Source organism: Aeromonas allosaccharophila (assembly GCF_016026615.1).
In the GTDB taxonomy this organism is placed as follows: domain Bacteria; phylum Pseudomonadota; class Gammaproteobacteria; order Enterobacterales; family Aeromonadaceae; genus Aeromonas; species Aeromonas allosaccharophila.
In genome coordinates this window covers 1209988-1222401 of the sequence record NZ_CP065745.1, presented here as the reverse complement: position 1 = coordinate 1222401, position 12414 = coordinate 1209988, and the positions used below count along the sequence as shown (strand labels likewise).

The following is a 12414-nucleotide window of genomic DNA, read 5'->3' as shown; positions in this document are numbered from 1 at the left end:
AATGAGCCCGGCCAATTGGCCGGGCTCATTGCTATGTTGCCTCTCCGGTTAACGCCTCATCTTCTGGAGGGGCGTCCTGTGGCACTCGCCACTCGCCACCCAGCGCCTTGTGCAGCAGCACCACTGTGGTGGCGGTACTGAGGCGGGCCTGTACCCGGGCATCCTGCAGGTTGTTGCTGACACGCTGGGCATTGAGCACGCTAAGGTGGTTTTCGAGCCCCGCCCGGTAGAGGCTGGTCGCCTTGTCGACGGCTATCTGAGCCTGATCGTCGGCCCGGGCGATCAACTGTTGATACTGCTGGCTGTTTGCATAGGCTCTCAACACCGTATCGACCTCGTTGAAGGCGCCATTCACCACCTGCTGGTAGGCGAGGGCCGACTCCCTGAACCCCGCTTGTTGCAGATCCACCATGGCGGCTCCCCGCCCACCATCGAACAGGTTCCAGCTTATGCCTGCGCCGAGGGACCAGCCAACTGAACCGGAGGAGAGCAGATCGTCGAGATCGCTGGCCGACACGCCGGGGGTACCGGTCAATACCAACTTCGGATAGCGGTTGGCGATGGCAGCGCCCAGTTGCTGGTTGCGTGCCGCCATCTCCCGCTCGGCCAGCGCGATATCAAAGCGCCGGTTCAGCAGTTCAGAAGGCAACCCCACCGGGATCAGGCCCGACATCTGTGGCAACGCGCCTTCGCCGAGCCGGTTGCGGGTCTGCGTCGTGGTCTCTCCGAGCAGGATGGCCAGCCGGCCGAGATGGGCGGCGCGCGCACTGTCGAGCATCGGCAGCATGGCCTCTGTCGCGGCCTGGGCGGCGCGGGCATTGGCCAGATCCAGCTCGGAGCCATAGCCATGACGATGCAGCGACTGCACCAGCGTCAACACCTGTTGCTGCTCGGCGATGATCTGTCTGGTGATGGCGACGCGCTCCCCGGCGGCGCGGTATTGCAGATAGTTGTTGATCACCTCGGCGGTCATCAGGGTAGTGAGATTACGCTGCAGCAGTTCGGCTTGCTCGACCCGGATGCTGGCCGCCTGACTCAGGGCATCGATCCGGCCAAACAGATCCGCCTCCCAGCCGATGGTGGCACTGGCCAGATGGGTTTGGTTATCACGATCCAGCACACTGAGGCTGCTCCCCCCGAGTTGGGGCGGCAGGGTGAACTCGGCAACGGCGGGGCCGCTTAGCGGGCCATTTTTGCTCAGCCGCATATCCACATAACCCGCGTTGAGGGCGATGGTGGGTACCTTCAGCGAGGAGACCGCGGCCTGGTAGGATTGCGCCGCTTTGATGCGTTCGCTGGCCATCCTGATGGGGATATTCTGCTGCTGGGCTGCCATGACCAGCCGATCGAGCTGCGGATCATTGAACTGTTGCCACCAGAGTCGTCCGGGCTCCGGTTTGGCCTCACTGATCCCCTCGGCAAGGCTGGCGTTGAGATAGACACTCCCCACGGCCACCTGTGGCACCTCATAGTCAGGGGTCATGCTGCAACCGGCCAGCAGCAGAGCCGTGGCCACCAGGGTGAGTCGAAGATCAGTCATGGCATGGCTCCTTGCTGCGGGAAGGGATGAGTGCGCCTTGCGCTTCGTGCCGATAGAGCAGCTGATAGAGCGCCGGCATCACGAAAAGGGAGAGGAAGGAGGCGGCCGAGAGCCCGCCAACAATGGTCGCGGCCATCTGATCAAACAGCCGGTCGGTCAGCAGCGGGATCATCCCGAGCACTGTCGTGAGCGCCGCCATCGAGATAGCCATGGTACGGTTGAGGGTCGCTCTCTTGACCGCGTCAGCCAGTGCCCGGCCCCCCTTGCGCTCCAGTTCGATTTGGTCGATCAGCACGATGCCGTTTTTGATGATCATGCCACTGAGGCAGATCATGCCGACAATCGCCATAAAGCCGAACGGTTTGTCCAGCAGCAACAGGCTCCAGACAATGCCGATGGAGGCCAGCGGCAGCGTCACCAGAATGATAAACGGCTGACGGTAGGCACTGAACATGGCGACCAGAATGATGGTCATCAGCACCATCGCCTTGGGGGTCTGGGTCATCAGATCATCGACCGAGCGCTTCTCGTCATAATATTCACCGCCCCACGCCATGGTGTAGCCGGGGGGCAGGGGAATCGCCTCCAGTTCGCGGGCAATCGCCTTGCGCACATTGGAGGGGGTATCGCCCCTCACGTCCGCTTGCACCGTGATGGCAGGCTGGCGGTTGTAGCGCCAACGCATGCTCTCTTCCCCCTTGAACTCGATACCATCGACCACCTGTCCCATCGGCACGCTGTGGCTGCCGAGCAGGGAGCGCACCGGAATATTGTCAAACTGGGCCAGGCTGGCATTGCTGCTGCGCAGCTTGATGGGGATGAGGTCATCATCACGGCGCATCTGGCCAATCAGGCTGCCATCGGTTGCCCGGGTAATGGCATTGGCGATGTCGGCGCGATTGATGCCGGCGATCCTCGCCGCATCCTGATTGATGAGGGGCACCAGCACCTTGCTCTCCTGGCGCCAGTTATCCCGGATATAGATGAGGTGAGGGTTGGCGGCCAGCCGCCGTTTGGCCTCATTGGCGAGCCGGTGCAGCTGTTGCGGATCCGGTCCGACGAAGCGTGCCTCGATGGCAAATTTGTCCTTGGTGGCCAGTTTGAGTGGGCGGAATCTGGGCTCGGCGTAGGGAAATTCGGCCTGCAACCAGGCATCGCCTGCCGCCGTCAGGGTGGCAATATCCTCATAGCTGCGGGTGTTGATCAGGATCTGGCCATAACTGCTGTCGAAGGGCTCAGGCTCAACCGTGACCGAGAAACGGGGGGCACTCTCGCCGATATGGCTGGAGAGGCTGGTCACCTGTGGCTGGCGCAGCAACCACTGCTCAATCTTGTGCATGTCGGCCGAGGTCTGGGCAATCCGCCCGCCGTTGGGCAGCCAGTAGTCGAGAAACAGCATGGGGCGATCGGAGGAGGGCATGAAGTTGACCTGCAGCAATGGGATGATCGCCAGGGTCAGCAGCAATACCGGGGCGACCCCGAGCAGCAGTTTGAGCGGGTTATCCACCGACCAGCACACGGCTTTTTGGTAGAGCGCTGCCAGCCGTGAAGGCGGGATCGGCTCATCCGTTTGGGTCGGTGCGGGAATGAAATACCAGCAGAGCAGCGGGGTGACCGTCATGGCGATGAGCCAGGAGAGCAGCAGGGAGCTGCACAGCACCTGCACGATGGAGAGGGCGAACTCGGCCGCATCGGTCTGGGAGAAGAGCACGGGCGCCGTACCCAGCGCGGCGATCAGTGTCGCCGCCAACAGCGGCAGTGCCATTTCGCGGATGCTGTCGCTCACCGCCTGATTGCGGGTAATCCCCTGACGCACTTTGGCCTCAACGAGATCGACGATGACGATGGCGTTATCCACCAGCATTCCCAGCGCCAGGATAAATGAACCGAGCGAGACCCGCTGCAGATCAACCTGGGTCAGGTTGAGGTAGATCAGGGTAAAGAGGATGGTCAGCAACAGGCTGGCCCCGACGATGGCGGCACTGCGCCAACCCATGAAGATCAGCAGCACGATCACCACGATGATCACGCTCTCGGCCAGGTTGATAATGAAGTTGTTGACGGACTTGGCTACCTCCTCCGGCTGATAGGCGACGACGCCGACATGAACCCCTTCCGGGAGAGTGGCTTCGAATTGTGTCAACTCCTGGCGGAGGGTATCGCCAATGCTGACCACGTTGATGCCGTTGACCGGGCTGACTGCCAGGGTGATCGCCTGCTGGCCGTTGAAACGGCTCAGGGTCATGGCGGGATCCTGATAGTCGAGGTAGACGTTGGCGATATCACCCAGCCGCACGGTGGCGCTTTCCAGACCATTAATGCCGGTCTTGATGCTGAGGTTCTGGATATCCTCCACACTACCGAATGCCCCGGCCTGTTCGACGCGGATCTGCTCGATGCCCATGGTGAAATCGCCGCTCTGCAGTGGCAGGTTCTGGCTACCCAGCTGTTCGAACAACTGCAGGGTGGTCAGGTTGGCCTGCGCCAGCCGCTCATCATCGACATCGATGTTGAGCACCTGCTCATGAATACCGTGCAGTTGTATCTTTTTCACTCCCTCGATGGCCTTGAGCCGGCGTTGCAGCTCGCGGGCGTGATCCTTGAGATCGGCCATGGCGACACTGTCACCATAGAGGGAGAAGAGCATGCCATACACTTCGGAAAATTCGTCCTGCACTATGGTGAGCTGGGCCTGGGGAGGCAGCGAGAGCTTGACGTCATTGACCTTGCGGCGCAGCAGGTCCCACTGCTGGGGCAGTTCGGCCGAGTTCACCTGCTCCTGCAGATCGACAAAGATCATCGAACTGCCGGGACGGGAGAGAGAGCGCAGCTTCCACAGATGCTCCATCTCCTGCAACTTGGTTTCGATGGGATCGGTGACCAGCCGCTCCACCTCACCGGCATCGGCGCCGGGATAGAGGGTCACGATCACCGCACTCTTGACCGTGAAGGCGGGATCTTCCAGCTTGCCGAGCTGGAAGTAGGAGACCAGCCCGACCAGGGTGCAGAGCAGGGTGAAGAAGATCACGAAGGTCTTCTGGCGCAGTACAAAGGTTGAGAGATTCATGATTTAGCCACCCGTTCCAGCGACGGGTCTGCCATGATGGCGACCTGTTCACCCTCGCTGACAAAAGCGCTGCCTGCCACCACCAGCTGATCACCCGTCGCCAGCTCACCGCTGACACAGAGGGCATCCCGCTGCTGGCCATGAAGCGACACCGGCACCCGGACCACCCGATCCGCATCCACCCGCCAGACATGCCACTGGCGATCCTGACTGTTGACCGCCATGGCGGGCAGACAGAAGAGGCGGGTATCCGCTTGCTGCGGCAGGTCGAGGGTGACATTGACCGACTTGCCCGCCACCAGATTGCGCTGATCCCGCGGCAGGGAGAGCGTCACCTCGTAGGTACGTTTGAGCGGGGCGGGGATGGAGGCGATATCGGTCACCGTCACCGCGATATTTTGCTGGCGCTGACCCCAGGCGAGGTGGCCTGGCAGGCCGGGCGTGATCCTGGCAACCTGGCGCTCCGGTACGTCGATCACCACATTGAGCCGCTCCGGCTGGTGCAGGGTCAGCACCTTGACGCCGGGCAGCACAAATTCGTGGTTGTCGATGTGTCGCTTGCCGATCACTCCGTCAAAGGGAGCGCGCAGCTCGCTGTAGGTCAGCGCATCGCGGGCTTTTTGCAGCCCCTGGCTGGCCATCTCGACCGCCGCGCCGGCGCGGGCTTCGGCACTGATGGCCCGATCAAGATTGACATCGGCGATGGCGTTGTCGGCGGTGGCCTGCCTGATCCGCTGCAGCTCAATTCGCGCCAGCCGATGGGCCGCACGGGCTTCGGCCAGCTGGGCCTGTCCCTGACTGACAGAGACCTGGAAATCGTGGGGATCGAGGCGGGCAAGCAACGCCCCCTTGTTGACCCGTGTCCCCTCGGTCACCACCAGCTCCTGCAACATTCCATGTACCCGGAACGACAGATCGGTGGTGCGGGCCGATTTCAGCACGCCGCTGAAGGTGTGCTGGCGGGTGGCGACGGGGGCTTTCAGGGTCATGACCTGGACGGCGCGCAGTTGCGGTGGTTGCGGCGCAGCTGGCGTGGTGGCGTCGGCGCCACAACCGCTCAACAGCAGCAGGATAGCGCTGCCGAGCAGTGTTGTTTTGAAGCGGGGAGGTGTCATCAGAGGATTCCTTTAGACAAGTGTCATCAAATGGCGCCAGTCTAATTGAATCACTCCTTGTGATTAATCCCGTCTATCTATGCTTCTATGTCTCGTAATCCGTGACAATCAGCCGAGTAACAACGCCGATTCTGCCAACAGACTCTCTATCAGCAGACGGGCGGCATGGGTCATTCCCTTGCGGCTGGGATACACCAGCCAGGCATCATCGAGATAGACCTTGTGGGTCGGCAGGATCTCCAGCAATTCGCCACTGGCGACCTGTGCCTTGACACTCAGTTCGGGCAGCAGGCTGATCCCGGCCCCCTTGAGCACCGCGTAACGGATATAGTGGCTGCTGTTGGAGATGAGCCGGCTGCTGACCTTGAGCGGGCCGGTATTGAAGTTCCAGCAATCCTCCAGCTCTCCGCTGGCCAGGCGATGGATCAGCAGGGCGTGTTGATGAAGATCGTCAAGTTGTTGCGGCATGCCGTGGGCGGCCACATAGGCCGGGCTGGCGTAGAGTTTGCGCGAGACCGTGGTTAGAGGACGGGCGACAAACGAGCTCTCTTTCATCTCGCCAATATGGACGCAGGCATCGAGCCCGTAGTTCATGATGTCGTGATAACCGAGGTTGCTGACGTGGGTCTCCAGGGTGATGAGGGGATACTTGTCGAGAAAATTGACCAGCAAGTCGTGGGCCAGTATGTCGGCATCCCCGATCAGCCCCAGCTTGACCGAACCGGTAGGGGCCGAACTCTGGTTCTTGATGCTCTGGTTAAGAGTCTCTAGTCGCGGAATGATCTCCTGCAACTGCATAAAATAGTCGGTGCCGGCCGGCGTCAGGGTTAGCTTGCGGGTAGTGCGGGTAAACAGCTTGCAGCCCAGCGCATGTTCCAGATCGCCAATGCGTCGGCTGACCTGGGCCCGTGGCACATCGAGGGAGTGTGCCACGGCGGCAAAGTTGCCCAGTTCGACCACAGAGAGAAAAAGCCTCAAATCATCTATACGCACAATCCGGATCCTGGTTGATAGGGTTGAAGCGGCGCACCAGTGCGCCACCCGTCATAAGCACTTGTCCAGCAGGCACGCGGGTTGTCGCCACACCGAACATCAGGGCAGGGCGATACCGTGGCGATCCAGCAGCTCGATCAGACCGATCAGCGGCAAGCCAATCAAGGCATTGGGGTCGCGCCCCTCCAGCCCTTTGAACAGCACGATCCCCATCCCTTCACATTTGAAGCTGCCGGCACAATCGAGGGGCAATTCTGCTTCTACATAGCGGCGAATGGCGGCTCCATCGAGGTTGCGAAAATGGACGGTGAAGGGTTCCACCAGTTGATGAGCCTCACCGGTTGCGGCATTCACCACGCACAGGCCGGTATAGAAGGTGACGCTGCGACCTTGGGCCGCCATCAGCTGGGCGATGGCATTGTCGATGGTGCCCGGTTTGCCGAGGATGCGACCATCGCAAACACACACCTGATCAGAACCGATGATCAAGCCGTGATCACGTTGCCCGGCGATGGCATCAGCCTTGGCACGGGCCAGTCTGGCCACCAGCGTTTCAGCAGATTCGCCAGCCAGCGGGCGTTCATCCACCTCGGGCGAGGCACATTCAAAGGGGAGGCCGAGCTTCTCCAGCAGGGCTTTGCGATAGCGAGAAGTTGAGGCGAGGATCAGATTCTGTGGCATAATCAGGTACCGATGAAAGCGAGTACCGGCATTCTAGGGACTTGTGACGTTAAAATCATCGGCGGTAAGGACTTTTTCCTTTGACTATCAGTTGTTGGACCTATATTATTCGCGCCCTATGCAAAAGGTGAAGTTGCCCGTTAAGGTTGATCCAGTCCGTAGTGCCTTGAAGCTGCTCGATTACATCGGGATAGTGGAAAAGTCGCAGATGCCCAGGCTGGAGGAATCAACCGCTGGCTTGCAGAGTGATATCGATGTATCACTGCACTTTGGCAAAGATGTCCAGAAGTTGACCGTTATGAAAGGCACTGCCCATGCCAAGGTTGACCTGGTTTGCCAACGTTGCGGAGAGACATTCGAACACCTCTGTGAAGCTGAATTTATATACACTCCGCTGTTCGAAAGAACAAACGAGGAAGAACTGCCGGAAGCTTATGAGCCCATTGAGTTGGACGAAAACGGCGAGATAGATCTTCATAAAATCTTGGAGGATGAACTTATCCTCTCGTTGCCTCAAGTCGCAATGCATCCTATGGATGCCTGCCCGAGAGGAAACATGGAGATGACCTGGGGTGAAATCGAACCTGCTGATGAGCGGCCGAATCCCTTTGCAGTTCTTGAAGAGCTTAAACGTAAGTGAATTTAGGAGTTAGCCTACAATGGCCGTACAACAGAACCGTAAAACCCGTGCCAAGCGTGGCATGCGTCGTTCCCACGATGCGCTGACCACCGCTGCCCTGACTGTTGATCAGACCAGTGGCGAAATTCATCGTCGTCACCACGTGACTGCCGATGGTTTCTACCGCGGTAAAAAGGTAATCGCTTAAGGATTGCCTTTGTCTACGCAAACTGTCGCGCTAGACATCATGGGGGGAGATATTGGCCCCTCGGAAACAGTGCCTGCCGCCGTGCAGGCACTGTCTCTTTTACCCCAGCTAAAACTGCTCCTGGTCGGCGACCAGCACCAGACCTCTTCTTTGCTGCAGCAACATGGCTTGCTGAATCATCCCCGCGTTCGTTTCGTACATGCATCCCAGGTGGTTGGCATGGGCGATAAACCGATCGTGGCGTTGCGTACTCTGAAAGACTCCTCCATGCGGGTGGTACTCAATCTGGTGAAAGCCGGTGAGGCCGATGCCTGCGTCAGTGCTGGCAATACCGGCGCCCTGATGGCGATGGCCAAGTGCGTGCTCAAATCCCTGCCCGGGGTAGACAGACCCGCCCTCATCAAGGCGTTACCGACCTTGAGCGGCAAACGCACCGTGATGCTGGATCTCGGCGCCAATGTCAGTTGCGATGCCGATACCTTGCTGCAGTTTGCGGTGATGGGCTCCGTCGTGGCCGAAAAGGTCGAAGGGATTGCGTCACCCCGTGTTGCCTTGCTCAACATCGGCGAGGAGGAGATCAAGGGCAACGATCTGGTGCGTCACAGCGCCGAATTGTTGCGCCAGTGCCACGCGCTCAATTATGTCGGGTTCGTCGAAGGGGATCGCATCTTCAGCGGTGACAGTGACGTGATTGTCTGTGACGGTTTTGTCGGCAATGTCGCCCTCAAAACGGCAGAAGGGGTGGTGCGGATGATGGCCCAGCTGGCCGGATATCCCCGCAAGAAACGCAGTTTTCTTGGCCGGATCGCCGGATTTATGTTCAAACGGCGTTTTTCTTACCTGAACCCCGACCAGTATAACGGGGCAAGTCTGTTAGGATTGCGCGGCATTGTGGTAAAAAGTCATGGGCGGGCCGAACGGCGCGCCCTGTGTAATGCGATCCTGCTGGCCGCACAAGAGGCCAAACATCAACTTCCACTGCAAATAGCAGATCGCCTTGAAGCTGTCTTCTCTGACAGGGATCTATAAGAACTCTATGCATAGCAAAATTCTGGGTACTGGCAGCTACCTGCCGAGTTCAGTGCGTACCAACGCCGATCTCGAGCAGATGGTTGAGACCAGTGATGAGTGGATCGTGGAACGCACCGGTATCCGTGAGCGCCGTATTGCCGGGGCTGACGAAACCGTTGCCACCCTCTCTTACCAGGCCGCCCTGCGGGCCCTGGAAGCAGCCGGTCTGACCGCTGCCGATCTCGATATGATAGTGCTGGCCACCACCAGTGCTGAAAATGCCTTCCCGGCTGCTGCCTGCGAGCTGCAGGGGCTGCTCGGCGTACCGGGCATTCCTGCCTTTGACGTGGCTGCGGCCTGTGCCGGTTTCACCTACGCACTCTCTATTGCCGATCAGTTTGTCAAATCTGGCGCCGCCCGCCATGTGCTGGTCGTCGGGGCCGATGTGCTCTCCCGCATGTGCGATCCGCAAGATCGCGGCACCATCATCCTGTTTGGTGACGGGGCAGGGGCTGTGATTGTCGGTGCCAGCGAGACGCCGGGCATCCTCTCTACCCATCTCCATGCCGATGGCCGTTATGGCGAGCTACTCAAGCTGCCGCACCCTCGCCGCGGTATGCCGGGTGCCGAGCTCGAAGCCTACATGTATATGAAGGGCAACGATGTCTTCAAGGTAGCAGTCACCCGTCTGAGCGAGATCGTCACCGAAACGTTGGCCGCTGCCGGTATCGAACCGAGCGAGCTGGATTGGCTGGTGCCTCATCAGGCCAACTTCCGCATCATCAGTGCCACCGCCAAGAAGCTCGGCATGAGCCTCGATAAAGTGGTGCTGACCCTCGACAAGCACGGCAATACCTCTGCCGCTTCCGTTCCGGTTGCCTTCGACGAAGGGGTTCGGGATGGCCGGATCAAACCGGGCCAGCTGGTACTGCTGGAAGCCTTTGGCGGCGGTTTTGCCTGGGGCTCGGCGCTGGTTCGCCTCTGATCTTCGGCGGGATGGTGTATTCATCATCCCGTCACCGATTTCATTTTTGTCTTATCTAAAAGGAATCAATGATGACCCAATTTGCCATTGCCTTCCCGGGACAAGGTTCCCAGTCCGTTGGCATGCTGGCCGAGCTGGCCGAAAAACATGCCGTGATCAAGGAGACCTTCGCCGAGGCGAGCCAGGTGCTGGGTTATGACCTGTTTGCCCTGGTGATGGATGGTCCGGTTGAAGATCTGAACAAAACCTGGCGCACCCAGCCGGCGCTGCTGACCGCCTCTGTCGCCCTGTGGCGTCTGTGGCAACAGCAGGGTGGGGCAACGCCTGCCGTGATGGCGGGCCACAGCCTGGGTGAGTACTCCGCGCTGGTTTGCAGCGGCGCACTCGATTTTGCCGATGCGGTAAAACTGGTCGAGCTGCGTGGCCTGGCCATGCAGGAAGCGGTACCGGAAGGCACCGGCGCCATGGCCGCCATCATCGGTCTGGACAACGACTCCATCGCGGCTAACTGCGAAAAAGCAGCACAAGGGCAGGTGGTCTCTCCGGTCAACTTCAACTCCCCGGGCCAGGTGGTTATCGCCGGTCACAAGGAAGCGGTCGAACGCGCCAATGTGCTGATGAAAGAGTCAGGCGCCAAGCGTGCGCTGCCGCTGCCGGTCTCCGTGCCATCTCACTGCGCGCTGATGAAACCTGCCGCAGAAAAACTGGCAGCTGCGCTGGACGGGATCGAGATCAAGGTTCCAACCATCGCGGTCATCAATAATGTCGACGTATCCTGTGAACAGGATCCGGCCGCCATCAAGCAAGCGCTGGTGCGTCAGCTGTTCAGCCCGGTTCGTTGGACCGAGACTGTCGAGCGGATGGCCAATGAGGGCGTAACCCTCGAGATCGAGATGGGACCGGGCAAAGTGCTGACCGGGCTCGCCAAGCGCATCGACAAGCGTGTGGAAGGTATTCACGCCAACGATGCCACCTCTTTCGAGCAGGCGCTGGCCCAGATCAAGTAAACAGGAGCAAGTGATGAGTTTTACCGATAAGGTTGTGTTGGTGACCGGTGCCAGTCGTGGCATCGGCCGTGCGATTGCCGAAACATTTGCGGCCCGTGGCGCAAAAGTGGTTGGCACGGCGACCAGCGAAAGCGGTGCCGAGGCGATCAGCGCCTATCTGGGCGACCATGGTTGCGGCATGGCGCTTAACGTGACCAGCCAGGAATCCATCGAAGCCGTCTTTGCCGCCATCAAGGCGCGCTTTGGCGACATCGACATTCTGATCAACAACGCGGGCATCACCCGTGACAACCTGTTGATGCGGATGAAAGATGACGAGTGGAACGAGATCATCGATACCAATCTGACCTCGCTCTACCGTCTGAGCAAACCGGTGTTGCGTGCCATGATGAAGAAACGTCACGGTCGCATCATCAGCATTGGTTCCGTGGTCGGCACCATGGGCAATGCGGGTCAGGTCAACTATGCTGCCGCCAAGGCGGGTCTGGTTGGTTTTACCAAATCGTTGGCGCGGGAAGTGGCATCCCGTGGTATCACAGTGAACGCGGTTGCCCCCGGTTTCATCGAAACCGACATGACCCGTGCCCTGAATGACGATCAACGTGCCGGCATCATGAGTCAGGTGCCTGCCGCCCGTTTGGGTGATCCAAAAGAAATTGCCGCAGCTGTGGTATTCTTGGCTTCTGATGAAGCAGCCTATATCACCGGCGAAACCCTGCATGTTAATGGCGGGATGTACATGGTGTAATCAATTTGTCGTGAGATCTGTTCAAATTTGCGATAGTACGCCGAAGTTTGGCACATTTCGTGGTTTGACCAGCGGCAAGCTACTTGCAAACTCACGTCAATTGAATAAACTACCCCAACCAGACGCAAATAGCGTATTTTTAAAGGAAAATTCAGGTCATGAGCAACATCGAAGAACGCGTAAAGAAAATCATCATCGAACAACTGGGTGTTAAAGAAGAAGACGTCAAGAACGCTGCCTCCTTCGTCGACGACCTGGGCGCTGACTCTTTGGATACCGTTGAACTGGTAATGGCGCTGGAAGAAGAATTCGATACCGAAATTCCTGATGAAGAAGCCGAGAAGATCACCACTGTTCAAGCGGCTATCGATTACATCACCGCTAATCAGGAATAAGTTCCTGTTCTGAAAGAAGCGGCCCAAGGGCCGCTTCTTTTGTAT

General features: G+C 59.1%; 12 protein-coding genes. 7 read left to right on the top strand and 5 right to left on the bottom strand.

What is annotated here, in order from left to right; genetic code table 11:
• Positions 1-31: 31 nt before the first annotated feature.
• The 5 genes from I6G90_RS05395 to I6G90_RS05375 all read right to left on the bottom strand — a co-directional run bounded on the left by I6G90_RS05395 (position 32) and on the right by I6G90_RS05375 (position 7396).
• Positions 32-1540, bottom strand: coding sequence for an efflux transporter outer membrane subunit (locus I6G90_RS05395; RefSeq protein WP_197930098.1), 1509 nt, complete (start codon positions 1538-1540; stop codon positions 32-34).
• Positions 1533-4607, bottom strand: a complete 3075-nt coding sequence (locus I6G90_RS05390) for an efflux RND transporter permease subunit (RefSeq protein ID WP_197930096.1) — start codon at positions 4605-4607, stop codon at positions 1533-1535. The genes I6G90_RS05395 and I6G90_RS05390 overlap by 8 nt, the downstream gene beginning before the upstream one ends.
• Positions 4604-5722: an efflux RND transporter periplasmic adaptor subunit gene (locus I6G90_RS05385; protein ID WP_197930094.1), complete on the bottom strand. Its 1119-nt coding sequence runs from the start codon at positions 5720-5722 to the stop codon at positions 4604-4606. The genes I6G90_RS05390 and I6G90_RS05385 overlap by 4 nt, the downstream gene beginning before the upstream one ends.
• Before the next feature lie 108 nt (positions 5723-5830).
• Entirely contained in the window at positions 5831-6715 is an 885-nt protein-coding gene (locus tag I6G90_RS05380) for a LysR family transcriptional regulator (RefSeq protein ID WP_058051949.1), read from the bottom strand.
• 99 nt (positions 6716-6814) lie between these two features.
• Positions 6815-7396: a Maf family protein gene (locus I6G90_RS05375; RefSeq protein WP_197930092.1), complete on the bottom strand. Its 582-nt coding sequence runs from the start codon at positions 7394-7396 to the stop codon at positions 6815-6817.
• Between the two features lie 118 nt (positions 7397-7514).
• Between I6G90_RS05375 and yceD the strand changes: the two genes are divergently transcribed.
• The 7 genes from yceD (at position 7515) to acpP (ending at position 12369) form a co-directional block, all read left to right on the top strand.
• A complete protein-coding gene (yceD, locus tag I6G90_RS05370; RefSeq protein ID WP_042655813.1) occupies positions 7515-8036 on the top strand; it encodes a 23S rRNA accumulation protein YceD in 522 nt (173 codons plus the stop codon).
• A gap of 19 nt (positions 8037-8055) precedes the next feature.
• Entirely contained in the window at positions 8056-8223 is a 168-nt protein-coding gene (gene rpmF / locus I6G90_RS05365) for a 50S ribosomal protein L32 (protein ID WP_005300935.1), read from the top strand.
• A 9-nt stretch (positions 8224-8232) separates the two neighbouring features.
• A complete protein-coding gene (plsX, locus tag I6G90_RS05360) occupies positions 8233-9252 on the top strand; it encodes a phosphate acyltransferase PlsX (RefSeq protein WP_197930090.1) in 1020 nt (339 codons plus the stop codon).
• A 7-nt stretch (positions 9253-9259) separates the two neighbouring features.
• Positions 9260-10219 (top strand): beta-ketoacyl-ACP synthase III, encoded by a 960-nt coding sequence (locus I6G90_RS05355; RefSeq protein WP_042655782.1) that lies wholly within the window; start codon positions 9260-9262, stop codon positions 10217-10219.
• 71 nt (positions 10220-10290) lie between these two features.
• Entirely contained in the window at positions 10291-11226 is a 936-nt protein-coding gene (gene fabD, locus I6G90_RS05350; protein ID WP_197930088.1) for an ACP S-malonyltransferase, read from the top strand.
• A 13-nt stretch (positions 11227-11239) separates the two neighbouring features.
• Positions 11240-11974: a 3-oxoacyl-ACP reductase FabG gene (gene fabG / locus I6G90_RS05345; RefSeq protein ID WP_042062908.1), complete on the top strand. Its 735-nt coding sequence runs from the start codon at positions 11240-11242 to the stop codon at positions 11972-11974.
• A gap of 158 nt (positions 11975-12132) precedes the next feature.
• Entirely contained in the window at positions 12133-12369 is a 237-nt protein-coding gene (gene acpP / locus I6G90_RS05340) for an acyl carrier protein (RefSeq protein WP_005300909.1), read from the top strand.
• The last annotated feature ends 45 nt before the right edge of the window (positions 12370-12414 follow it).

Coding starts and splice junctions, on each gene's coding strand:
- I6G90_RS05395 (WP_197930098.1), bottom strand. CDS start 1,540: ATGACTGATCTTCGACTCACCCTGGTGGCCACGGCTCTGCTGCTGGCC.
- I6G90_RS05390 (WP_197930096.1), bottom strand. CDS start 4,607: ATGAATCTCTCAACCTTTGTACTGCGCCAGAAGACCTTCGTGATCTTC.
- I6G90_RS05385 (WP_197930094.1), bottom strand. CDS start 5,722: ATGACACCTCCCCGCTTCAAAACAACACTGCTCGGCAGCGCTATCCTG.
- I6G90_RS05375 (WP_197930092.1), bottom strand. CDS start 7,396: ATGCCACAGAATCTGATCCTCGCCTCAACTTCTCGCTATCGCAAAGCC.
- yceD (WP_042655813.1), top strand. CDS start 7,515: ATGCAAAAGGTGAAGTTGCCCGTTAAGGTTGATCCAGTCCGTAGTGCC.
- rpmF (WP_005300935.1), top strand. CDS start 8,056: ATGGCCGTACAACAGAACCGTAAAACCCGTGCCAAGCGTGGCATGCGT.
- I6G90_RS05355 (WP_042655782.1), top strand. CDS start 9,260: ATGCATAGCAAAATTCTGGGTACTGGCAGCTACCTGCCGAGTTCAGTG.
- fabD (WP_197930088.1), top strand. CDS start 10,291: ATGACCCAATTTGCCATTGCCTTCCCGGGACAAGGTTCCCAGTCCGTT.
- fabG (WP_042062908.1), top strand. CDS start 11,240: ATGAGTTTTACCGATAAGGTTGTGTTGGTGACCGGTGCCAGTCGTGGC.
- acpP (WP_005300909.1), top strand. CDS start 12,133: ATGAGCAACATCGAAGAACGCGTAAAGAAAATCATCATCGAACAACTG.